Consider the following 20066-nt stretch of genomic DNA (forward strand, 5'->3'; position numbering starts at 1 on the left):
TCGATGACGTTACGGCTCTTCGATAGTGGAACGTCATCGCTGCGCACGTTCGCGCCCCTGCGACCGGGCCACGTCGGCATCTATCTGTGCGGTCCGACTGTTCAGGCTCCGCCGCACGTCGGTCATCTCCGCTCGGCAGTGGTCTTCGACCAGCTGCGACGATGGCTCCAGATCGGCCACGATCTCGACGTGACTCTGGTGCGAAACATCACCGACCTGGACGACAAGATCCTTGTCGCGAGCCAGGCGGCGGGCGTTCCATGGTGGGCGTGGGCGGCTCGTCATGAGAGGGCGTTCGCCGACGCGTATCGCATGATCGGCATCTTGCCGCCGTCGATCGAGCCGCGCGCGACAGGGCACACGGCCGAGATGCTTACCTTCATTGACCGGCTGATCGCCCGAGGCCACGCGTACCGAGCGGGAGGGGAAGCGGGGGACGTCTACTTCGACGTCTCATCATGGCCCGACTACGGGTCTCTGACCTCACAGGAGACCGGGACTCTCCGCGGAGACGAACATACCGATCAGGCGACGGAGAAACGTGACCCTCGCGACTTCGCGCTCTGGAAGTCGGTTCTCTCGGATGCGGCGACAGGAACGGCGAGTACCGCGGGCGCAGCATGGGCTTCGCCTTACGGGCCGGGACGCCCTGGATGGCATCTGAGCTGCTCGACGATGATTCTCCGCTACCTGGGAGAGAGCTTCGATATCCACGGTGGCGGGCTCGACCTGCGCTTTCCTCATCATGAGAACGAACAGGCGCAGTCCCGTGCCGCCGGATACGGATTCGCGCGCTACTGGATGCACAATGGCTGGGTCACGTCCAGCGGCGACAAGATCAGCAAGTCCCTCGGCAATGCGACACCCCTCGACGATCTACTGCAGCACATGCGTCCTCTCGACCTGCGCTACTACCTCGGATCGGCCCACTATCGGTCGAACCTGGAACTGACCGACTCGGCCCTGCGAGCAGCCACGGCGGCGATGCGCAGGATCGAAGACTTCATCACCCGGAGCACCAACCACTCCAGGCGGACGGCGGACGCGGAGATGCTGCCGGTCGCATTCCGAAACGCCTTGGATGAGGACCTCAACATCCCCACGGCACTCGCGGTCCTCCATGACGAGGTCAGGCGGGGTAACACCGCCCTCGCCCAGCACGACGCGCGGGCCGGTGCCGACACGCTGGATGCGGTGCTCGCCATGACTGGCGTCCTCGGCATCAACCCGCGCGACAGCCCGTGGGACGAATCAACGGCCACACCCCCGCACGCCGAGCGCGCAGTGGAGGCCCTGGTCGCACAGGCGCTCAACCAGCGAGCCCAGGCACGTGCGGCCGGAGACTTCCGCACCGCAGACCGTATCCGTGACGAACTCGACGCCGCCGGGATCGTGCTCAACGACAGCGAGTCAGGTACGACATGGGGCTTCACCGAAGGCCGTACCTCATAGCCCGGAACAACAACAGGAGGATTCTCGAAGTCACAGCCCACTCCCAGGCTCACGGGACCAAACCGCGTCACCCCGGCGTTATCAACAGTGACGCCGCAGCCAGCGGCGCCGAACAAGGAGGACATCGTGTCGCACGACTACAGCAAGACTTCTGAGGCCCTGAGCCGCCTCAACGACCAGCAGTACCGCGTCACCCAGAAGGACGGCACCGAGCCGGCCTTCCGCAACGAGTACTGGGACAACCACGAGGACGGCCTGTACGTGGACGTCGTCTCCGGACAGCCCCTGTTCTCATCCACCGACAAGTACGACAGCGGAACCGGATGGCCCAGCTTCACCAAGCCGGTCGTCGCTGACGCCGTCCACACGAAGACGGACCGATCCCTCTGGATGCCCCGCACCGAGGTCCGCTCTACCGGGGCGGACAGCCACCTCGGGCACGTCTTCGACGACGGCCCCGCGAACGCCGGCGGCCTGCGCTACTGCATGAACTCCGCCGCGCTGCGGTTCATCCCCGTCTCCGACCTGGAGGCCGAGGGGTATGGAGAGTTCCGCTCACTGTTCGAGACCACCACCACGACCACGAAGGAGCACGCATCATGACCAGTGGAATTCACGACACCGGAGAGGTCACCCGCACACCCGGCACCGAGACGGCCGTCCTGGCCGGCGGCTGCTTCTGGGGCGTGGACGAGCTCATCCGCAAGCAGCCGGGCGTGATCAGCACCCGCGCCGGATACACCGGCGGGCAGAACGATCACGCCACCTACCGCAACCACCCCGGCCACGCCGAGGCCGTGGAGATCGTCTTCGACCCATCGAAGACGACGTACCGGGACATCCTGGCGTTCTTCTTCCAGATCCACGACCCGTCGACCCTGAACCGTCAGGGCAACGACATCGGCACCAGCTACCGGTCGGCGATCTTCCCGCTCACCCCCGAGCAGGAGCAGGTCGCCAAGGAGACGATCGCCGACGTCGATGCCTCCGGCCTGTGGCCAGGATCGGCTGTCACCACGATCGAGCCCGCCGGCCCGTTCTGGGAGGCCGAGCCTGAGCACCAGGACTACCTCCAGCGGTATCCGAACGGCTACAACTGCCACTACCCTCGTGCCGGCTGGGTCCTGCCCCGCCGCATCCAGGCGACCGAGGCTTCCGTCTGACCATGTCCACGTGGGGGCGTGCCACCGCTGAGCCGGTGGCGCGCCCCCACGTCATCAGTGACGGAGGAATGATGCGGAACGACCGTGAACGAAGATGAAGACAACGCGGTGGAGCGACGTCGCGCAGCGTCAGCCGCAGTCCTCACATGCGCAGACCTGACCGATGCGCTCGGCCGGAAGCACCGTCACCGCGCCCATATCACCGGGCTCGTCAGCCCGACACCCGAACGCATCCTGTTCGGGCGCGTCGCGACGATCTCCTTCTTCCCGACCTGCCACGCCATACTTGACCCGGAGGAATACACCTTCGGACGGCTGTTCCACCAGGCCGTCGACGGATCAGCAGCTAATCCCGGCAATACGGTCCTCGTGATGGCCAGCAACGGCCACAGCTCGACGTCTCTCGCCGGTGGAACGAAGCTCTCCCGTGCGACCAACGTCGGCCTCGCCGGCGTCCTAACTGACGGACGCCTTCGCGACTTCGACGAACTGGCCGCGGAACCGTTCGCCGCATGGTGCTCGGGAGAGGCCGTCGCCTGGGGTGGAGCAGTGGTCACGCCGTTTCAGGCAAATATCCCCGTCGTCATCGAAGGAGTGGGCATCTATCCGGGCCAGTACATCTTCTGCGACTCATCGGGAGCCGTCGTCATCCCCGACAGCGACATCGACGAAGTGCTCGAGACCGCCCATCAGATCCGCGCCGACGACAGCGCGTCCCGTGACCTGATCGCGCGGGAAGGTCGCAACGGAGGCCTGACACGCGAGCGGTGATCTCACGGTGCCGGTGGCGTGGTGTTGTTGCGCCATTGGCGGGGTGTGGTGCCGAATTCTTCGCGGAAGATGCGGCTGAAGTGGCTGGCGGAGACGAATCCGTGCTGTTGGGCGAGGACGCCGATGGGGACGTCGATGGTGGCCGGTGCGGTCAGGGCGTCGCGGACGCGGCGCAGGCGCTGGGATTGGATCAGCTGCGCGAGCCTGATGTCCGCGCGGGACATCTCTGCGTAGAGCAGACGCTCGGACACGTGCAGGTCCTTCGCGATCCTGGCGGCTCCGAGGCCGGGGTCGGTGAGGTTGTCGAGCACGTAGGTGACGATCTGCTCGGCCAGCGGATACCGGGTCGTGGCGCGGTCGGGAGTGAGGGCGCTGAGCAGGGTGACTTTCAGCAGGTCGGCGACGGGTGCGAACACGTCGACCTCGTCGCGAAGGCTGAGTTCGGAGTCCATCACGCCCCCGAGCACGGACCGCAGCAGCGCCGCCAGCGAGGTCCGCTCCTGCAGGTCGACACCCGAGACCTCAGCGACCTGATCCGCCGTCAACCCCACCACACCCAACGGCACCTCGACGATCATGCGATCGGCATCCTCGGTGGGCATCGCGCTCTCCACCGTCGAGCGGGGGACAACGACGATGCTCCCGGGGGTCAGCTCAGCGTCCCGCCCCTGCAGCGACAGGACCGAGGCGTTCCGACGCTGGTAGATGACTAACAGGTGGTCCTCGCTGCGACCACGGGGAGAGCTGACCGTCATCACAGGACTGCTTCCTCGATCAGCTCATAGATGTTCGCCCGGCGGAGGTCGCTGGCGTGAAAGACGAGCCCGTCGCCCCGGTGCGGTGGCTGCTCTGCGACATGCCGCACGCACGCGGCGGCGAGATCTCGCTCGGCCGGTGACATCACCACGACTCCAATCACGGTCGTGTCCGCGCCGACGAGATTGGTGGCGCTCCTGCTCACCTCACCGACTACGCCCGTCGCCAACCTGTGTACTCGGGCTCGAGACATCGTGCCGGCACCGTCGAACGCCACCACCACCGTTCCGGGCCGAACGATGTGCAGCGCGGCGGTCACCTCATGCTCGATGCGTGAGGCCAACGCCCGTCGAGCCCGGATGCCCAGGCCCCTACGAAACCGATAGGCCGCCACGACCAGGCGCTCGTCCTCAGCCACCCGCTCCGCAAGAGGCGAGGGAACGAGCATCAGAAACTCTTGCGCGTCACCGAGCTTGACAGGCAGGTCCACCGAACGCCCCTCTCCTGCGGAGCGCGCAACGTTCTCGACGGGCGCGCGTGGGCAGCCGCACCGAGCCCTCGGCTCGGACGTTCTCGCGCACACGGAAGATCCGTGAGCCGCGTGGCTTCCCGCACATCATGACCACTAGCCTACGACGACAGAAAAGGACTCGCCAGACCAAAGTATGAGCCGGACGTCGATCGATGAGAGGTGTCATAGGTCTGAAAAGCAGGGCGCTCGGATCGCCTTAGGTGTTTCGGGTCGACTTGGATAAGGACTTCGAGATCCATTATTGTGAAGGTGTGAGATGCGAGCGTCCCGCTCCGCTGGACTTCACTGGGCCGGCCGGGCTGGCATCGCGTGACGGACGACTTCGAGTCCTGCGGACGGAGGAGACTACCCTGGAGGCGTGACTGCCGACGGAACGAGTGCGCGCCGGTTGACGCCGAAAGGGGCGGCAACGAGGGCGCGTATCGTCGACGCAGCGAACCAGCTGATGTATGAGCGAGGCGTTGCGGCGACGACCCTTGCCGACGTCCGAGCCGCCAGCGCGACATCGAAGTCTCAGGTTTATCAGCACTTCGCCGACAAGGACGCACTCGTGAAGGAAGTCATCGAGACCCGGGCGGAGGACGTCCTGACGCAGCAGCGCCGGCGCCTTCGACGGGTGGAATCCCTACGTGGGTTCGAGCTGTGGCGGGATGAGCTCGTCGAACGCAACGCGCTACGCAACGGCGCGTACGGGTGCCCGCTCGGGTCTCTGGCGAACGAGATCGCAGACCACAACGAGGATGCCCGCCGGGCGATCGCTGCCCACTTCGATGAGTGGCTGGAGATGCTGATCGATGCCGTGGAGAGGCTGAAGACACGCGGCGTGTTGCGCAGCGATGCGGACTCGCGAGCGCTTGCCAGTGGGCTGCTATCGGCACTGCAGGGAGGTTATCTTCTGGCGAAGGCGAGTCGAGATGTTTATCCGATGCGTGCCGCTCTCGACATGGCTATCGCACAACTCGGGGCCTACGCGACTGAGACCGACTCCTCAGCCTGATCCCGCCTCATCGCGAACGCAGTCATCCCCGCGAAGCTGAGGAAGAGGCGTTCACCGGCGTCGATGATCGTCGCCAGCACGTGGCTGCACGTCTTGCAGCGCACGACCAGCCCCGGGGCGTCCGGATACACGACTGCCTCGCCAAGGGGCGCGATACGCCCGCAACCTCCGCACCGTCCTTCGATCATCGTTGCATCGGGCACGAGGAACTGGGCGAGAGGTCCGGCGAGGATGTTCCCGTCGAGGTGGCTGGTCATCATAGGCCTCCGAATCGTTCGGTGAGGATGTCTTGCGGCGCATGGCCGAGCTTCACGAGCCAGGGCGCGACGGCTTCGACGAAGCCTGTCGAACCGCACACGAAAATGCGTGGGCGGTCTTCCGGAGGGAGCGTCCGCGCCGCGACAGCCGATTCTGTGAGCCGTCCGACCGGCTCCCGCCATCCGGCTGGCGCTCGTCGCGTGTACACGAGGTCGATGGCGAACGACCCGTCCGACAGCTCGAGGAGCTCCTGGTGGAAGTAGACGTCCTCCGGGGTGCGCACCGAGTACAGCAGCCGGAACGGAACGGGATCGGATGCGGCCGCATGAGACGCCGCCATCGCGTAGAGGGGCACGACACCTGACCCGCCGGCGATGAGCTGCACGGGGCGCTGGCTCTGTCCCGGGCGCCAGAGGAAGAACGATCCCAGCGGTCCGTGGACCTCGAGCTGGTCACCGACGCGCAGTTCACGGACGAGGAACGGAGACACCTCGCCATCGGGCAGCTCATCGACCGCGAGGACGATCGTTCCGCCCGTCTCGGAGGATGCGATCGAATACGAACGTGTCGCCTGATAGCCGTCCGGAGCGGTCAGTCGCAGATCGAGATGGCTGCCCGCCTCGCTCCCCGGCCACCCCGGGACATCGAGCACCAGCCGAACCGCAGTCGGCGTCTCTGGACGCACCTCCGAAACCGTGGCGACGAACCACGACGGCCTCACGCGGGGGCGAAGCGGAGCGAGCCGGGTCTGCTCCATCACCAGTAGCGTTCTTCCTTCCACGGATCACCGTAGATGTGATAGCCGCTCTGCTCCCAGAACCCAGGGTCGTTCGTCGGCATCATCGTCAATGCCCGGACCCACTTCGCGCTCTTCCAGAAGTACAGATGCGGGATCAGGAGACGTGCCGGCCCGCCGTGTTCTGCGTCGAGCGGTGCGCCTTCGGCCTCGGTCGCGATCCAGGCCTTGCCATCCAGGAGATCCTCAAGCGGCACATTCGTGGTGTAGCCGCCGTAGGAGTGCGCCATGACGTAGTCATGGGATGTCTCGACGTTCTCGAACAGCTTGTCCAGGCTCACCCCGCGCCAGGCCATGTCGAGCTTGGACCAGTGCGTGACGCAGTGGATGTCGACCGTGATGTCCTCGGCACCGAGCGCCAGGAACTGCTCCCAGTTCCAGTGATGCTCGGTACCGGTCTCATCGAGGATGGCGAAATCCCACGTCTCGGTATCGACATAGGGGGTGGGACCGGCGGTGAGCACCGGCCAGTTGTCGAACAGCGTCTGTCCCGGAGGGAGCTGATCATCGGGTCCACGCCGGCGTCCCGCGAATCCGCGAGTAGTGAACGACATACATCGCCCCTTCCGTCTTCTCTGGCTGTACACCACCGACGATATTGCGGGAGCTCTCTCGCTGATCGCCTGGTCCTGCGCGGAACTTGCCCATGACTGCAGGTGATGAGTCCCCGGGGTGAAAACGGGCCACTGTGCCGACCACACTGTGGAACAGGACGCCCCACCGGGCGACCTCGCCCCCCCGCAAGCATCGAGAAGAAGTCTGTGACCATGTGCCCTGTTGCGCTCGGCATGCCGACCGTTCGCCATCGCGCGCGCTCGACGGTCGGCCGACCCGAGACACCGTTTCTCGTGGACAGGTTCGGGCGCACCGCGCGAGACCTGCGCGTATCGATCACAAGCGCCTGCTCGCTGCGTTGCACATACTGCATGCCGGCGGAAGGCCTGCCCATCGTCCCTCGCGGGGAGTTGCTGACTCCGGAAGAGATCGCGCGTCTGGTCACCATAGCCGTCCACGATCTCGGAGTCCGTGAGGTGCGCTTTACCGGCGGCGAGCCGCTTACGCGACCTGATCTGGTCGAGATCGTGCGCCAGACGACGACAGCCGTGCCCGGCCTGCCGGTGTCGATGACGACCAATGGGATCGGCCTCGACCGCAAGGCGCCGCAGCTTGTGGAGGCTGGACTGACGCGGATCAACGTGTCGCTGGACACGATCGACCGCGAGCATTTCGCCGCTGTCACCCGACGCGATCGCCTGCCTGCCGTGCTCAAGGGGATCGAGGCGGCACAGTACGCAGGGCTCAGCCCGATCAAGATCAACGCGGTGGCGCTGCGCGAGACCCTCGCGGATGCGCCCGACCTGCTGGCGTGGGCGCTTGCCAACGGCGTGCGGTTGCGGTTCATCGAACAGATGCCGCTGGATGCAGATCAGACATGGCGCAGAGACCACCTCGTCTCCGCCGAAGAATTTCTGTCTGTGCTCGGACGCCGATACCGGCTGACCCCGGCCGGGCGTGAAGACCCGTCCGCTCCCGCAGAGGAGTGGCTCGTCGACGGAGGCCCGGCCACCGTCGGCATCATCGGGTCCGTCACACGCAGCTTCTGCGACGCGTGCGACCGAACCAGGCTGACAGCCGAAGGCTCGGTACGTTCCTGTCTGTTCGGAGACGACGAGACAGACCTGCGCACGATGCTGCGAAGTGGAGCAGACGATGCCGCTATCGCCGACGCCTGGCGGGCGACGATGTGGGACAAACAGGCTGGGCACGGGATGGAAGAGAAGAGCTTTCGTCGACCGGCCCGTTCCATGGGAGCGATCGGAGGCTGACGATGTCACGCATACTCGTCCGATACTTCGCAGCCGCCGCTGAAGCGGCTGGCTGCGAAGAAGAGCACGTCGAGGCGACGACCCTCGGAGAGGCGAAGGACGCGCTCCTCACAGCTCACCCGGCACTCGAGCCGGTGATCGCAAAGGGGACATTCCTCGTCGACGGCATCGCCTCACGCGATCCCGCGCGACCGGTCTCCGCGCAGGTGGACGTGCTGCCCCCGTTCTCCGGCGGCTGAGCCAAACCACAAGCGGCTGAGGTCCGATCCACCGCGGGGGTCCACGTGTCGTGAACTGCATTCGTCTCCTGCGCTGCCATCCTCTTACGTGAGACGACCGCGGTGCTGCCCAGATCCTTGTCTCAGCAGGAATCGGAGTACAAGCGCTGGGGATGCATGCTGTCGCTCACCTCGTACACGGCATCGGATGATTCGCGTGGAATGTCCTCGCGCATGTAGCGGAGATGCCGTTCATGGGTGTCTGGGTGCGCCGGCTCACCGCCGTCGAGGAAGACGGTGAAGTGCCACGCCGAGCGCAGGCTAGAGCGCAGCAGTGACCAACCGTCGACAATCAGCATCCTGTCCTCAGGCGCGGCAGCGAGCTCGCTCTCAGGTCCGTTGTGGCGGAACATGCGCAGTATGGTTCGGACGGCGTCATCGTCCGTGAACGGGGCCGCGCTGAGACGAGTCGCGTGACGTCCCACTGCACGCAGCGCTGCCGCCAGGGCGTCGGCGAAGTGCATGCGGGCTGCAGCGTCCACGCCGTCGATGGCGACGAGTATCCGGCCGCGTGGGTTTCTGCTGAGGACCTCCTGAGCGAGCTCCTCCCAGACGGCTGTCCCAGTGGCACCTGAGGCGTTCGGAGACGAGGTCAACGTCGCTTCTCCGGCGGAACGATCAAGAGAGGATGTGTCTGCATCCTGTTCTGGTTGCGCACATCCTTGCCGACTGCTCTCGCAGCGGTCTGCATCCGCGCTCTCGAGATGGCATCGATGGTTTTCATCGGTCTGCCTGCTTCCGATTCGCATCCGCATGCTGAGGCAACTCCCGGATGAGTTCGAGGACATCGTCGGGAACGAGTTGTCCCAACGTTCCGCAGGAGTACACGCTGATCACGACCGTCCCATCGGGATCCAGCACGAATCCGGTCGTCTGCAACTGCGGCGGGTCCACGGTGACGAACGCTCCAGTCGCGGCGGTGATCTGCTCCACGTCCACGCTGTGTCCGATCGGAAAAGTCAGCCCATAGCGCGCCACGAGCTCCGCGGTTATCGGCTCCTCGTCCGCAGTCACCGCGACGACAGCGATACCCGCGGCGGACAAGCGTCGTAGGCCGCGCTGGAACGCACGCAGCTGCTCCACGCAAGACCGGCAGCCTGCTCCGCGAGAGAAGAGAACCACGCCGTACTGCCCGGCGAATACGGCCGGGATCGTTCGGCGTGTGCCTCCCACCTCGAGCAGCTCGAGGGCGGGGAACGCATCACCACCACGCAGCAACGACATCAGAGGCTCGCAAGAACGGTCCGAGCGGCCGCATCGGTGGGTGCGACGCGGGCGGCTTCTGACGGGGGAAGTCGGTTGCCATGAAAGTTGTGTGCTTCAGTCTCAATGCCAGTCATCTGGCGCCTCTTTCCTCGGTGATTGCACCATCGTTCACCCGGCGGGTTCGCTAGGTCGTGCGGTGTATCTACAACCCCACCCACTCCGATCTGCCGTCGGTGAAGTGCTGGTGCTTCCAGATCGGAACCTCTGCCTTGATCGCGTCGACGAGGTTCCCGCAGACGGCGAACGCCTCTGCCCGGTGCGGGGCGGCGACGACCGTGACCAGTGCGACGTCGCCGATCTCGAGGTGCCCGATGCGGTGAGCGGCGACGACATCGCAGTCCGTGGTTTGAGCGATCCTCGTGCACACGTCGATGAGGATTCGTTCCGCGTCGGGGTGCGCCTCGTAGTCGAGAGAGCCGACGTCCTCTCCGTGATCATGGTCGCGCACGATGCCTTCGAAGGTGACCACCGCCCCGTTCTTCCTACTGCGTATCCGTGTTTCCAGCTGCGTCTTGTCCAGCGGAGCAGCGGTGACGAAACCGATCGGGTCAGGCATGTCCGCCACCGGCCAGCTGGTCGTGCAGGTGTGGCAAGAGCGGCTCCAGTGCGATGAGGCCGTCTTCCACGCCGCGTGGCGATCCAGGCAGGTTGATGACGATCGTGCGTCCGGCGATCCCTGCAAGCGCCCTGCTGAGCGAGGCTGTCGGCGTCGCCGCGCGGCCCGCTGCACGGATGGCCTCGGCGATGCCGGGAAGTGCTCTCTCGATCACCGCGCTCGTCGCCTCGGGGGTGCGGTCCTCGGGATGCACCCCGGTGCCGCCGGTCGTGACGATCAATACCGGCTCGCTGGTGAGAGCATCCGTGAGCGCCTGATAGATATCCGCGTCAGCGACAACGACGGGCTCGTCTGGCCGATACCCGTGGTCGCGAAGCCAGTCTGCGATTGCCGGACCGGTGAGATCCTCGCGCGTACCGGCCGCGGTGCTCGTTGAGGAGACGATCACGACCGCCTGTCCGTGTTCTGCGGGCACGGATGCGTCTGCAACCCAGTGCCCGCGCTTTCCTCCGGTCTTCTCGATGAGGTGGATGTCTCCGAGCACGGCGGCCGGATCGACGGACTTGATCATGTCGTGCAGAGCGAGACCGGCGATGGCGACGGCGGTGAGGGCTTCCATCTCGGCCCCAGTCTTCGCCGTCGCTGCGACCGTGGCCCGGATCTCCACCGATGAGGTGCTGAGCTCGAAGTCCACGGTGACGGACTCCAGGGGCAATGTGTGCGCGAGGGGTACGAGTTCGCTGGTGCGCTTGGCGCCCTGGATGCCCGCGACCCGCGCTGTCGGGAGCGCGTCTGCTTTGCGCAGCTGGTTGGCGGCGAGCAGTTCCAGCACCGCCGGTGTCGTGTCGAGGCGGCCGGTCGCGATCGCCGTGCGCCGAGTGATCGCCTTCCCGCCGATGTCGATCATCCGCGACCGGCCGTGATCGTCGAGGTGCGGCAGTTCGTTCATAGATTCCAGGTCTCCACGCGTGTCCCGATGTCGAGGGTGACGGCATCGATCGGGACATCGATGAGCATGTCGGATGCCGCCATGGCGGCGACAAGGTGCGAGGAAGGGCCGCCAACCGGTGCCACCCGGCCTCCAGGCAACCCCACACCACGGCGGAACTGCCGTTTCCCGGCGACAGAGGTGAGAGGCTCGGCCAGGGTCCGCGGCTCGGGCTGTCGCGCGTGCAGTCCTGCTGCCTCACGGAGGACCGGCTCGATGAAGAGCATGAACGACAGCTGCGCGGACACGGGATTGCCTGGGAAGCACACCACGGGAACGCCTTTGTAGATGGCAGTGGCTTGGGGGCCGCCCGGCTGCATCGCGAGAGTATCGACGTGCGCCCCGAGCGGCTCCAGAAGCTCCCTCACGACTTCGTAGTTGCCTGCCGAGATGCCCCCGCTGGTGAGCAAGATCTCGGCTCCCGCCGCACACGACGCGTCGAGAGCGCGCGCGAACGCGGCCGTGTCATCGACGACACGATGCTCATCGACCAAGAGGGCGTCGGCGGTTCGTACCGCTGCGGCGAGTGCGGGGCCGTTGGCGTCGTAGATCTGGCCGGGAGCCAGAAGCTCACCGGGAGCGGCCAGCTCGCTTCCGGTCGAGATCACTGCGACACGTACCTGTGAGCGAACGGGGACGGACGCCACTCCCGCAGCTGCGAGCGCCGCCAGGTGGCGAGGAGCGAGCCGGAAGCCATCAGACAACAGAGGCTCACTGCCCGCGAGGTCAGAGCCGGCTTCACGCACGAACTCTCCGACGTCCGGCTTCCGCGTGAACGTCACTGTCGTTCCCTGGACGGTGGCGTGTTCGACAGGGACGACCGCATCGGCGTCGTCGGGGATCGGCGCACCGGTCATGACCCGGACGGTATGGCCAGGGCGAAGCGGCCCAGGTGTGCCAGGAGCAGCGGGGATCGCACCGCGCAGCGGCAGATTGCTTGGCGTCCGCGCGAGGTCGACCGTACGGACGGCGAAGCCGTCCATCTGTGAGTTCCGGAACGGGGGCAGATCTATCGGAGTCCGTATGGGGTGGGCAAGCACCCGATCTAGCGCGTCAGACAGGGCGACCTGCTCGACGGGGCGCTGGCTCACGGCGTTCAGGAGGGTGCGGACTCGGGCCGTGTGCTCAGCGACCGATGTGCGGGGCATGTCAGTACCTGCTCGCCGTGGGGTCGATGCGGACAGCCCAGGCATCGATGCCTCCGGTGAGGTGCCGCACATCGGAGAATCCGAGTTGGAGGAGCTGATCGAGCGCTTGGCGTGAGCGTGTGCCGCGGTGGCAGTACAGCACGATGGGGTGACCGGTGTCGAGTTCTGGTGCCCGGCGAGGGAGTTCGGTCAAGGGGATCAGCACGTTTCCCGGGATCGCTGCGATGTCGGCCTCCCACGGTTCGCGTACGTCGATCAGCAGCGGCGGGAAGGAAGCTGTGAGCAGGTCGCGCAGTTCCTCGGGCGAGACGGCGTTCTGATCGTCGGATGACAGCGGAGTGGTCTCGATGCTCTGCGCTGCGGCACGGGCGGACTCGTCGCGCCGGTAGGCGATCTCGCGGGTGCGGCCGGTGCGTGCGTCGTACGCGGCGACCCGGCCGATCAACGGCTCTCCGATGCCGGTGAGGAGCTTGAGTGCCTCGGTCGCCATGAACGCCCCGATGACGGCGCATACGCTCGGCAGCACGCCGATCATGTCGCAGGTGTCCGCACTGGAGTCCGGACCATGCGGGAACAAGTCGCGGTAGTCGGTGCCTCTGGCATCCCATGCCACGCCTGCTTGGCCGGCGTACCCCAGTGCTGACCCCCACACGAGCGGAATGCCGCGTTCGGCAGCAACACGGTCTGCCAGCATCACTGTTGCCGGGTTGTCGCTGGCATCGACGAGCACGTCCACACCGTGCAGCAGACCCTCGGCTGTCACGGCGTCGAAACGCCCCTCGACGGCGCGGAGCTCAGCATCAGGAGCGAGCGACGCGAGCCTTATGGTGGCTGAGACCGCTTTGCTGCGACCGATGTCGCCGGGCGTGTGCATCGTCTGCCGGTGCAGGTTCGATTCGGCGACAGTGTCGTCATCGACGATCGTGAGGCTGCCGACGCCTGCGGCAGCAAGGACCGGCAACAGGGTGCTGGCCAGCCCACCCGCGCCGATCACGAGCACATGCGCTCTCGAAAGACGCTCCTGAGCGGGAACGCCGAAGCCCGTGAGGACGCGCTGCCTCTGAAAGGTCGGAGAGAGCGGATTGACCGGCATGCCTTCAGGCTAGGGAGCCGGTCCCAGCGGGTGAGGTCGGAAGCGGCGAGACAGCAGAGAGCAGACAAAGCCCAGCAGTCGCAGGCCATTCTCACGACCTCGGCTACGGGAGGCTTGAGACAGGTCGGCAACTTCGTTCGCCTGACCGACCGTCTTTCAGAGGAGTTCCTGTCGTGCGTGCCCCCTCCCTCCTTGCGGCAGCCGCAGCGCTCCTTCTGCTCGCTGGATGCTCATCGCCCGGCACGGGAAGCGACGAATCGGATGTCGGGGCAAGCAAGGACGACATGACCTCCGGAACGGTGACAGTGTTGGCCGCAGCCTCCTTGACCGACGTGATCGACGTCCTCGCCGAGAGGTTCGAGGACGCGAACGCAGATGTCGACGTGGTCGCCAGCTATGGCGGATCGTCGGCGCTCGCCGAGCAGATCGTCTCCGGTGCCCCGGTGGACGTGTTCTTCTCAGCGAATGAGGCGACGATGCAGTCTGTCGTCGACGCAGGCCTGGCTGCCGATCCGGAAGTGCTCGTCACGAACACGCTGCAGATCGCGGTTCCCGCCGGGAACCCTGCAGGGATCACCGGTCTCGCCGACTTCGCACGGCCTGAGCTGACAATCGCATTGTGCGACACCGCGGTGCCGTGTGGAGCCGCAGCGCAGTCCCTGCTCGACCTTGCTGGTGTTCAGGCCCAACCGGACACACTTGAGGAGGACGTGCGTGCCGCACTGACGAAAGTCTCTCTGGGTGAGGCCGACGCCGCACTGGTCTACGTGACCGACGTCGTCGCAGTAGGGAGCGCGGTGGAAGGCATCGATGTGCCTGAGGCGCAGCAGGTGATCAACAACTATCCGGTCGCCCTTCTTGCCGAGGCACCGAACCCCGACGCAGGACAGGCGTTCATCGACTACCTCCGCTCCGATGAGGCACGTCAGGTCTTCGAGCATGCAGGCTTCGCGACCCCGTGAACGCCGGCAGCCGGTCATCCTCGCCCTCGGGGTGATCGGTCTCGCGCTGCTCGTTCTCCCGCTGCTCGGACTCATCCTGCGTGCACCATGGGGCCAGCTGGGCGAACTCTTCGTTCGGCAAGAGGTACTGCAGGCGCTCGGGCTCTCGTTACTCACAGCGACGTTATCTACCGGCCTGAGTCTCGTCCTCGGTATCCCGCTAGCCGTCCTGCTGAGCCATTCCGTTCACTGGAAGGTCCTGCCGCGCCGCCTCTTGCGGGCGGCGATCACTATCCCGCTGGTACTGCCTCCCGTTGTCGGCGGCATTGCGTTGCTTCTCCTGCTGGGACGGCGAGGCATCCTCGGGCAATGGCTCACGCAGGTCGGCATCACTATTCCTTTCACCACCGGTGCCGTTGTGCTCGCGCAAACCTTCGTCGCGATGCCCTTCCTCGTCTTCGCCGTCGAAGGCGCGCTGCGATCAGCGGACCGCCGCAGCGAACTAGCCGCCGCCTCCCTGGGCGCCAGCCCGTGGCAGATCTTCCGCCTCGTGACGGTTCCGCTGACCGCGCCTGGAATCGCCGCGGGCGCCGTGCTGTGCTTCGCCCGCGCGCTCGGCGAGTTCGGCGCGACGATCACGTTCGCCGGCTCCTTCCCCGGCGTGACGCGCACACTCCCGATCGCGTCGTACCTCGCGATGAACTCGGACCCCGACACCGCGATCGCCCTCGCACTCGTCCTGCTCGCGGTATCACTGGGTGTGCTCCTCGCACTCCGCGACCGATGGCTGCCAGGCACCGCATGACCTTCGAGCTCACCGTCTCCGCACGTATCCCACGCCCCGCCTTCGACGTAGTCGTGGAGCTGAAAGCGGATCCCGGAAGTGTGCTCGCCGTCGTCGGACCGAACGGTGCCGGAAAGTCCAGCGCCATCGCGGCGATCGCAGGCTTCACCGAGTCCCACGGCACGATTCGACTGGGGGACAAGGATCTGGCCGGTCTTCCTGCTGACCAGCGAAGGATCGGCGTCATGTTCCAAGACCTGCTCCTCTTCCCTCACCTCACGGTGCGCGAGAACGTCGCCTTCTCAGCCAAAGTCCGCGGTGGGCGTTGGTCCGCCGCCCGGCGCAGCGCATACCCCTGGCTGTCTCGCTTCGGAATGGCGGACCTGGCAGAGAGATACCCCAGTGCACTCTCCGGCGGGCAAGCTCAGCGTGTAGCGCTAGCCCGTGCCCTCGCATCCGAGCCGAAGGCACTGCTCCTCGACGAGCCGCTCGCGGCGCTGGACGTGGAGTTCCGGGATGAGGTGCGTGCCGACCTCGGTCTGCGTCTCCGCCAGTTCGCCGGTCCGACGATCCTCGTCACACATGACCGTGAAGACGTCGAGGTGCTCGCTGACGAGGTGATCGTCCTTGAGACAGGGCGCATCACGCAGCGAGGAAGCCTCGCCGATCTGGCACGAAATCCTGCGACCGCATGGATTGCCCGCTTCACAGGTGCCCAGGGAAGAAGGGACGCAGACGATGTCAGGTACGGATGATGACTTCCTCTTGGGGCTCGCCGGAGTATCGGGAACGATGCTCGGCACGTTCATCGTGGGCGTGTTCTTCTACATCGACTCGGAGATGCACCGCCGACTCGCAGCGTCGGAGGCTGCGGACCGGTATCTCCGTTCGTCGGTCCGCTGGGTCTTCACCGCCTACTCCATTCCGCTCCTTGTTCCGCTCGTGCTCGCGTCGCTTGATCCGCTCTGGGGCGCGCTGAGCTTCATCGTCCTCGGCATCCTCCTGGTAGCGATGACAGTGGAAACAGGACGTCGTATCCTCGCGAGGGGCGGGTCCGGCTCCTCACGCGCTCTATTCGTGAACGAATGGCTCTCGAGCGCCGGCATCGTCATCGCCATGGTCCTGCCATGGACATTGGGAGGCTGGGTGCCCGATCCGACTGAGTTCGTCCCCTCGCTGCTCATCCTTCTCGCGTGCGGCTTCGCGAGCACAGCGGCGCTGGTCATGACGCAGTTCGACGCGACGATGGGCATGGTGGACGCCGTCATGGGAGACAGAGAAGGCGCAAAGCCTGAACATCCGACAGAGAGCTGAGCCGCGCTCTTGCTTGGTCGCGAGGGGAAAGATGTCCCGACGTCTACTGTTCGTCTTCGTCGAAGGCGATGCGTGCGCGTTCAATGTTCGGCAGTTGCTCATCTGCCCAGGCGACGAGCGCGTCAATCGGCCCGCGCAACGTCTTGCCCAAGGCGGTGATCCCGTACTCGACGGCCACCGGCCGCGTGCTGATGACTCGGCGTTGCACGACTCCGTTTCGCTCCAGCCGACGCAACGTCGCCGTGAGGGACTTCTGCGTCACTCCCGGAATCGCACGCCGTAACTCGTTGAACCGACAGGGTCGCTCGCACAGTTCGTTGAGCACGCTGAGTGACCACTTGTCGAGCACCTGGTCGAGCAGCTCGCGATGCGGCGTCGCGATACGCAGCTCGCTTTCGCATACGGCGTCGGTATCGGCCATGAAACCAGGTCTCCTTGAAGTGTCCTTCAACTACCAAGTATCAATAGTAAACCACCAACGAAGAGGACCTTCTATGCCAGTCACACGCTTCAGTCCTGCCGGTCTCCAGCCAGGAACGCCGTATGATCACGTCGCCATTGGCACCGGCACGCGTCACGTGCATATCAGCGGCCAGATCGCCCGTAGTGCGGAAGGAAAGCCCATCGCGATCAACGATCTCGCGGGTCAGGTCGCGGAGGTTCTCCGCAACACAGCTCGTGCGCTCGCAGGCGCGGGTGCATCCTTCGACGATGCGCTTCGGTTGACCTTCTACGTCACCGAATGGGAGCCCGAAAAGATCGCACCTTTCATGGACGGGATCGCTCGGGTGGCTGAGGAGCTGAAGCTGCCTCAGCCCTTGCCGCCCGCGTCCCTGATCGGGGTCGACTACCTCTTCGAGCCGGACGTTCTCGTTGAGCTCGAAGTCACCGCGATTCTCGATTAGCCCGTGTTGTCCGACTGCACGACGTAGTGCGCGCGGCGCCTCTCACCGGACCGGTGAGAGGCGCCTTGGCAGGTCGGTCAGGCTGCGATGTGAGACACGAGGAACCAGCGGTCCTTGTCGAGACCTCGCTGGATCTCGATCGCGACGTCCTGACTGGTGAGGTCGATCCCGTCGAGGCCATCGACCGCTGCGCGGACGTCCGCGAGGAGCCTGTCGATGTCTGCGATCACCGCGTGCACGAGGTCGTCTGATTTCGCGAAGCCGACCGGAACGCTTGTCACGGAGCTCTTCTCGGCGACCGCGCTGACGCGGGCGTCGAGCGGAAGGCCGAGGGCGACGATGCGTTCCGCTGCCGCGTCGGCGAACTCGCCGGCGTTGCCTGCGATGGTGTCCAGCAACTCGTGGACGCCGACGAAGTTCGCGCCACGCACGTGCCAGTGCGCCTGCTTGGCGTTGATGGTCAGCGCCTGAAGGCCGAGTACGACGGGGGTGAGGAACTGCGCGGTCGCGACAACCGCTGTCGGGTCGCTCGCGGTCGTGGCGACGGTGTCTGTGCTGCTCATTTCAATCGTTCTCCCTGCTCGTTGGTTTCTTGATTCGGTGGATTCGGTCACGATCGGATGTCTGCGCCGGCTGGCTCTGATGCGGTTCGGGCTCGGAGGGCGGGGATGACGTCTTGTCCGATCTCCTCCATGACGTCTTCGACGTCTCGTCGTCCCGGCCGCAGCACGAGGTTGACGTGCGCGACCCCTGCCGCTGCCAGTCCGGTGAGGTAATCGGTGAGACCGGTGGTGCCGACTCGTGCACCGAGGCGGATCGGCTCGAAGGGAGCATCCGGGTTTTCAGCGAGGTCGAGGTAGAGGTTCGTCATGAACGGCTTGAGCGATATCGCCCGCCATTGCGCAGCGACGGCGCGCATCTGCGGACCTGCACGGTGGTAGGTCATGTGCGCGTCGAGGTACTCTGCCGCCCACGCAGGCGACTGCTGCGCGCCACCGATCCCGATCAGTGGAATCGTCCCGTCCGCAGGGGCGGGCAGGAATGAGTCCTGATCGATCCGGCCCAGCGCCGCCTGCGCCCAGATCTCACGCAGCACGCGCACACCGTCGCGATAGGTCTCTCCCCGACGATCGAAATCGACTCCGAAGAACGGGTACTCACCCGGCCTGTCGCCCGAGGCGAGGCCGAGCAGCAGCCGCCCACCGGAGAGGACATCGACGGTTGCAGCTTCCTTCGCGAGCGCAACTGGATGCCGCAAGGGGAGCACGATCCCCGCTGTTCCGAGCAGGATGTGTTCGGTCGATGCGGCGAGGTAGCCGAGGTAGGGGATGGGGTCGAAGACCTGTCCGGCGTCGCCGAAGTCACGCGGTCGCCACATCGGCACGTCCCGCAGCCAGAGCGCCCGGAACCCGAGCCTGTCGGCGAGCTGCGCACGCTCCTGATGCCGGGTCAGGTCAGGGAAGAGCCCGTGACCGGAGACGTCTCGTCGGGCGAGATCGTTGTCCAGGGGCAGCTCGATCCCGAGGGACAAGCCGTTCTCGGTGAGCGTGTCCAAAGCGGTCATGGCATGCTCCGTTCAGTACCAGGACGGCTTGTCGCCGTCGGTGCCGGGCTTGTTCACGCCAAGCGAGGCGCCGATGCTGTCGGCCGGGTTCTTGACGAGTTCGGCGACGAGCGCGCCGACGCTCTTGCGGGACACCTCGGTGCCCTGGAAGGGCTCGCCCTTCTGGGTCAGCTCGTAGTCGACCTCATCATCGTCGGACAGCCAGGCGGGACGGATGATCGTGTAGTCGAGGTCGGACTCCTCGATCACTTTCGCGGCGGCGCTGTACGTCTGCAGGTATCCGCCGTCGAGCATCTGGTGATTCCACTTGCCGTACTCGCCGGGAACCTCGTCGTAGATGCCGAGGGTCGAGATCCAGATCAAACGTCGCGTTCCCGCGGCGGTCAGCGCTGCGACGACGGCGCGGGCTTGAGCTTCGATGTCGCTTCCGCCGAGGTTCGCGTAGACGATGTCCTGTCCCGTGACAGTGCGTGTGAGGAGATCTTTGTCGAGCACGTCACCCTCGACGACCTGCACGCGGACGCTGGGAACATCCGGCAGGCTCTGGGGGCGACGCAGGTAGAGGGTCAGCTCGTTGGCAGGCTCCTCGAGGAGCGCGGCGATGGCGTGTTTTGCGATGCGTCCGCCGGCTCCGAGCACGGTGATCTTCGTCATGGACTTCCTCTTTCGTTTGTGTGG

Annotated in this window: 27 protein-coding genes; 12 read left to right on the forward strand and 15 right to left on the reverse strand. The window is 65.7% G+C overall.

Annotation, left to right across the window (positions count from 1 at the left end):
- The first annotated feature begins 3 nt into the window (after positions 1 to 3).
- The 4 genes from cysS (at position 4) to MOX01_RS08155 (ending at position 3386) form a co-directional block, all read left to right on the forward strand.
- A complete protein-coding gene (gene cysS, locus MOX01_RS08140) occupies positions 4 to 1452 on the forward strand; it encodes a cysteine--tRNA ligase (RefSeq protein ID WP_067115747.1) in 1449 nt (482 codons plus the stop codon).
- 126 nt (positions 1453 to 1578) lie between these two features.
- Positions 1579 to 2055 carry a peptide-methionine (R)-S-oxide reductase MsrB gene (gene msrB, locus MOX01_RS08145; protein WP_020625393.1) on the forward strand — a complete coding sequence of 159 codons (477 nt, stop codon included), beginning with the start codon at positions 1579 to 1581 and terminating at the stop codon, positions 2053 to 2055.
- Positions 2052 to 2615, forward strand: a complete 564-nt coding sequence (gene msrA / locus MOX01_RS08150) for a peptide-methionine (S)-S-oxide reductase MsrA (RefSeq protein WP_020625394.1) — start codon at positions 2052 to 2054, stop codon at positions 2613 to 2615. The genes msrB and msrA overlap by 4 nt, the downstream gene beginning before the upstream one ends.
- 84 nt (positions 2616 to 2699) lie before the next feature.
- Positions 2700 to 3386, forward strand: a complete 687-nt coding sequence (locus MOX01_RS08155) for an RraA family protein (protein ID WP_230977926.1) — start codon at positions 2700 to 2702, stop codon at positions 3384 to 3386.
- A 2-nt stretch (positions 3387 to 3388) separates the two neighbouring features.
- On the opposite strand, the gene MOX01_RS08160 is transcribed toward MOX01_RS08155, so the two are convergent.
- The gene (locus MOX01_RS08160) at positions 3389 to 4141 is read right to left on the reverse strand and encodes a helix-turn-helix domain-containing protein (RefSeq protein ID WP_067115754.1); all 753 of its coding nucleotides are present in this window, start codon (positions 4139 to 4141) and stop codon (positions 3389 to 3391) included.
- Complete coding sequence (locus MOX01_RS08165; RefSeq protein ID WP_024357640.1) at positions 4141 to 4632, reverse strand: hypothetical protein; 492 nt, start codon at positions 4630 to 4632, stop codon at positions 4141 to 4143. Before MOX01_RS08165 ends, MOX01_RS08160 begins: the two co-directional genes overlap by 1 nt.
- Before the next feature lie 400 nt (positions 4633 to 5032).
- On the opposite strand from MOX01_RS08165, the gene MOX01_RS08170 reads away from it, so the two are divergent.
- Complete coding sequence (locus MOX01_RS08170) at positions 5033 to 5671, forward strand: TetR/AcrR family transcriptional regulator (protein ID WP_029746983.1); 639 nt, start codon at positions 5033 to 5035, stop codon at positions 5669 to 5671.
- On the opposite strand, the gene MOX01_RS08175 is transcribed toward MOX01_RS08170, so the two are convergent.
- Genes MOX01_RS08175 through MOX01_RS08185 form a run of 3 tightly spaced genes read right to left on the reverse strand, consistent with a single transcriptional unit; the run spans position 5641 to position 7279 of the window.
- Positions 5641 to 5928 carry a DUF6510 family protein gene (locus MOX01_RS08175; protein WP_024357642.1) on the reverse strand — a complete coding sequence of 96 codons (288 nt, stop codon included), beginning with the start codon at positions 5926 to 5928 and terminating at the stop codon, positions 5641 to 5643. The genes MOX01_RS08170 and MOX01_RS08175 overlap by 31 nt on opposite strands.
- Positions 5928 to 6686 carry a ferredoxin reductase gene (locus MOX01_RS08180; protein WP_024357643.1) on the reverse strand — a complete coding sequence of 253 codons (759 nt, stop codon included), beginning with the start codon at positions 6684 to 6686 and terminating at the stop codon, positions 5928 to 5930. Before MOX01_RS08180 ends, MOX01_RS08175 begins: the two co-directional genes overlap by 1 nt.
- The gene (locus tag MOX01_RS08185) at positions 6686 to 7279 is read right to left on the reverse strand and encodes a molybdopterin-dependent oxidoreductase (RefSeq protein WP_067115756.1); all 594 of its coding nucleotides are present in this window, start codon (positions 7277 to 7279) and stop codon (positions 6686 to 6688) included. The genes MOX01_RS08180 and MOX01_RS08185 overlap by 1 nt, the downstream gene beginning before the upstream one ends.
- A 213-nt stretch (positions 7280 to 7492) precedes the next feature.
- Here MOX01_RS08185 and moaA point away from each other — a divergent pair, with 213 nt between their 5' ends.
- Positions 7493 to 8551 carry a GTP 3',8-cyclase MoaA gene (moaA, locus tag MOX01_RS08190; RefSeq protein ID WP_141369645.1) on the forward strand — a complete coding sequence of 353 codons (1059 nt, stop codon included), beginning with the start codon at positions 7493 to 7495 and terminating at the stop codon, positions 8549 to 8551.
- Between the two features lie 2 nt (positions 8552 to 8553).
- The gene (locus tag MOX01_RS08195) at positions 8554 to 8790 is read left to right on the forward strand and encodes a MoaD/ThiS family protein (protein ID WP_020625377.1); all 237 of its coding nucleotides are present in this window, start codon (positions 8554 to 8556) and stop codon (positions 8788 to 8790) included.
- 122 nt (positions 8791 to 8912) lie between these two features.
- Here MOX01_RS08195 and MOX01_RS08200 read toward each other — a convergent pair whose 3' ends face one another.
- The 6 genes from MOX01_RS08200 to MOX01_RS08225 all read right to left on the reverse strand — a co-directional run bounded on the left by MOX01_RS08200 (position 8913) and on the right by MOX01_RS08225 (position 13880).
- Complete coding sequence (locus MOX01_RS08200; protein WP_024357646.1) at positions 8913 to 9425, reverse strand: nucleoside/nucleotide kinase family protein; 513 nt, start codon at positions 9423 to 9425, stop codon at positions 8913 to 8915.
- Positions 9426 to 9549: 124 nt separating this feature from the next.
- Positions 9550 to 10053: a redoxin domain-containing protein gene (locus MOX01_RS08205; RefSeq protein WP_024357647.1), complete on the reverse strand. Its 504-nt coding sequence runs from the start codon at positions 10051 to 10053 to the stop codon at positions 9550 to 9552.
- Positions 10054 to 10237: 184 nt separating this feature from the next.
- Entirely contained in the window at positions 10238 to 10651 is a 414-nt protein-coding gene (locus tag MOX01_RS08210) for a molybdenum cofactor biosynthesis protein MoaE (RefSeq protein ID WP_020628091.1), read from the reverse strand.
- The gene (gene moaCB / locus MOX01_RS08215; protein WP_067115762.1) at positions 10644 to 11600 is read right to left on the reverse strand and encodes a bifunctional molybdenum cofactor biosynthesis protein MoaC/MoaB; all 957 of its coding nucleotides are present in this window, start codon (positions 11598 to 11600) and stop codon (positions 10644 to 10646) included. The genes MOX01_RS08210 and moaCB overlap by 8 nt, the downstream gene beginning before the upstream one ends.
- Positions 11597 to 12859 (reverse strand): molybdopterin molybdotransferase MoeA, encoded by a 1263-nt coding sequence (locus MOX01_RS08220; protein ID WP_307723497.1) that lies wholly within the window; start codon positions 12857 to 12859, stop codon positions 11597 to 11599. The genes moaCB and MOX01_RS08220 overlap by 4 nt, the downstream gene beginning before the upstream one ends.
- A complete protein-coding gene (locus MOX01_RS08225; RefSeq protein WP_024357650.1) occupies positions 12789 to 13880 on the reverse strand; it encodes a ThiF family adenylyltransferase in 1092 nt (363 codons plus the stop codon). Before MOX01_RS08225 ends, MOX01_RS08220 begins: the two co-directional genes overlap by 71 nt.
- Before the next feature lie 173 nt (positions 13881 to 14053).
- Here MOX01_RS08225 and modA point away from each other — a divergent pair, with 173 nt between their 5' ends.
- Genes modA through MOX01_RS08245 form a run of 4 tightly spaced genes read left to right on the forward strand, consistent with a single transcriptional unit; the run spans position 14054 to position 16919 of the window.
- Positions 14054 to 14842 (forward strand): molybdate ABC transporter substrate-binding protein, encoded by a 789-nt coding sequence (gene modA, locus MOX01_RS08230; protein WP_067115765.1) that lies wholly within the window; start codon positions 14054 to 14056, stop codon positions 14840 to 14842.
- On the forward strand, positions 14820 to 15626 hold the full coding sequence (locus tag MOX01_RS08235; RefSeq protein WP_024357652.1) for an ABC transporter permease: 807 nt from the start codon (positions 14820 to 14822) through the stop codon (positions 15624 to 15626). Before modA ends, MOX01_RS08235 begins: the two co-directional genes overlap by 23 nt.
- Positions 15623 to 16360 carry an ABC transporter ATP-binding protein gene (locus MOX01_RS08240; RefSeq protein WP_067115767.1) on the forward strand — a complete coding sequence of 246 codons (738 nt, stop codon included), beginning with the start codon at positions 15623 to 15625 and terminating at the stop codon, positions 16358 to 16360. Before MOX01_RS08235 ends, MOX01_RS08240 begins: the two co-directional genes overlap by 4 nt.
- Complete coding sequence (locus MOX01_RS08245; RefSeq protein WP_024357654.1) at positions 16344 to 16919, forward strand: hypothetical protein; 576 nt, start codon at positions 16344 to 16346, stop codon at positions 16917 to 16919. The genes MOX01_RS08240 and MOX01_RS08245 overlap by 17 nt, the downstream gene beginning before the upstream one ends.
- Positions 16920 to 16962: 43 nt before the next feature.
- On the opposite strand, the gene MOX01_RS08250 is transcribed toward MOX01_RS08245, so the two are convergent.
- Entirely contained in the window at positions 16963 to 17340 is a 378-nt protein-coding gene (locus tag MOX01_RS08250; protein WP_020622155.1) for a winged helix-turn-helix transcriptional regulator, read from the reverse strand.
- A 73-nt stretch (positions 17341 to 17413) separates the two neighbouring features.
- Here MOX01_RS08250 and MOX01_RS08255 point away from each other — a divergent pair, with 73 nt between their 5' ends.
- Positions 17414 to 17824 (forward strand): RidA family protein, encoded by a 411-nt coding sequence (locus tag MOX01_RS08255; protein WP_024357655.1) that lies wholly within the window; start codon positions 17414 to 17416, stop codon positions 17822 to 17824.
- A gap of 77 nt (positions 17825 to 17901) precedes the next feature.
- On the opposite strand, the gene MOX01_RS08260 is transcribed toward MOX01_RS08255, so the two are convergent.
- Genes MOX01_RS08260 through MOX01_RS08270 form a run of 3 tightly spaced genes read right to left on the reverse strand, consistent with a single transcriptional unit; the run spans position 17902 to position 20042 of the window.
- Positions 17902 to 18387, reverse strand: a complete 486-nt coding sequence (locus MOX01_RS08260) for a Dps family protein (protein ID WP_024357656.1) — start codon at positions 18385 to 18387, stop codon at positions 17902 to 17904.
- A 47-nt stretch (positions 18388 to 18434) separates the two neighbouring features.
- Positions 18435 to 19388: a TIGR03571 family LLM class oxidoreductase gene (locus MOX01_RS08265; protein WP_024357657.1), complete on the reverse strand. Its 954-nt coding sequence runs from the start codon at positions 19386 to 19388 to the stop codon at positions 18435 to 18437.
- A 12-nt stretch (positions 19389 to 19400) separates the two neighbouring features.
- On the reverse strand, positions 19401 to 20042 hold the full coding sequence (locus MOX01_RS08270) for an SDR family oxidoreductase (protein WP_024357658.1): 642 nt from the start codon (positions 20040 to 20042) through the stop codon (positions 19401 to 19403).
- Between the last annotated feature and the right edge of the window lie 24 nt (positions 20043 to 20066).

The organism is Microbacterium oxydans, from assembly GCF_006540085.1.
In the GTDB taxonomy this organism is placed as follows: domain Bacteria; phylum Actinomycetota; class Actinomycetes; order Actinomycetales; family Microbacteriaceae; genus Microbacterium; species Microbacterium oxydans.

Bases quoted from the DNA above. Each gene is read 5' to 3' on its own strand.
- MOX01_RS08185 (WP_067115756.1), bottom strand. From the start codon at position 7,279: ATGTCGTTCACTACTCGCGGATTCGCGGGACGCCGGCGTGGACCCGAT.
- MOX01_RS08255 (WP_024357655.1), top strand. From the start codon at position 17,414: ATGCCAGTCACACGCTTCAGTCCTGCCGGTCTCCAGCCAGGAACGCCG.
- MOX01_RS08180 (WP_024357643.1), bottom strand. From the start codon at position 6,686: ATGGAGCAGACCCGGCTCGCTCCGCTTCGCCCCCGCGTGAGGCCGTCG.
- MOX01_RS08260 (WP_024357656.1), bottom strand. From the start codon at position 18,387: ATGAGCAGCACAGACACCGTCGCCACGACCGCGAGCGACCCGACAGCG.
- moaCB (WP_067115762.1), bottom strand. From the start codon at position 11,600: ATGAACGAACTGCCGCACCTCGACGATCACGGCCGGTCGCGGATGATC.
- MOX01_RS08235 (WP_024357652.1), top strand. From the start codon at position 14,820: ATGCAGGCTTCGCGACCCCGTGAACGCCGGCAGCCGGTCATCCTCGCC.
- MOX01_RS08160 (WP_067115754.1), bottom strand. From the start codon at position 4,141: ATGACGGTCAGCTCTCCCCGTGGTCGCAGCGAGGACCACCTGTTAGTC.
- cysS (WP_067115747.1), top strand. From the start codon at position 4: ATGACGTTACGGCTCTTCGATAGTGGAACGTCATCGCTGCGCACGTTC.
- MOX01_RS08175 (WP_024357642.1), bottom strand. From the start codon at position 5,928: ATGACCAGCCACCTCGACGGGAACATCCTCGCCGGACCTCTCGCCCAG.
- MOX01_RS08195 (WP_020625377.1), top strand. From the start codon at position 8,554: ATGTCACGCATACTCGTCCGATACTTCGCAGCCGCCGCTGAAGCGGCT.
- MOX01_RS08265 (WP_024357657.1), bottom strand. From the start codon at position 19,388: ATGACCGCTTTGGACACGCTCACCGAGAACGGCTTGTCCCTCGGGATC.
- MOX01_RS08225 (WP_024357650.1), bottom strand. From the start codon at position 13,880: ATGCCGGTCAATCCGCTCTCTCCGACCTTTCAGAGGCAGCGCGTCCTC.
- MOX01_RS08205 (WP_024357647.1), bottom strand. From the start codon at position 10,053: ATGTCGTTGCTGCGTGGTGGTGATGCGTTCCCCGCCCTCGAGCTGCTC.
- MOX01_RS08240 (WP_067115767.1), top strand. From the start codon at position 15,623: ATGACCTTCGAGCTCACCGTCTCCGCACGTATCCCACGCCCCGCCTTC.
- MOX01_RS08245 (WP_024357654.1), top strand. From the start codon at position 16,344: ATGTCAGGTACGGATGATGACTTCCTCTTGGGGCTCGCCGGAGTATCG.
- MOX01_RS08210 (WP_020628091.1), bottom strand. From the start codon at position 10,651: ATGCCTGACCCGATCGGTTTCGTCACCGCTGCTCCGCTGGACAAGACG.
- msrA (WP_020625394.1), top strand. From the start codon at position 2,052: ATGACCAGTGGAATTCACGACACCGGAGAGGTCACCCGCACACCCGGC.
- MOX01_RS08250 (WP_020622155.1), bottom strand. From the start codon at position 17,340: ATGGCCGATACCGACGCCGTATGCGAAAGCGAGCTGCGTATCGCGACG.
- moaA (WP_141369645.1), top strand. From the start codon at position 7,493: ATGTGCCCTGTTGCGCTCGGCATGCCGACCGTTCGCCATCGCGCGCGC.
- MOX01_RS08220 (WP_307723497.1), bottom strand. From the start codon at position 12,859: ATGTGCGGCACCTCACCGGAGGCATCGATGCCTGGGCTGTCCGCATCG.
- MOX01_RS08270 (WP_024357658.1), bottom strand. From the start codon at position 20,042: ATGACGAAGATCACCGTGCTCGGAGCCGGCGGACGCATCGCAAAACAC.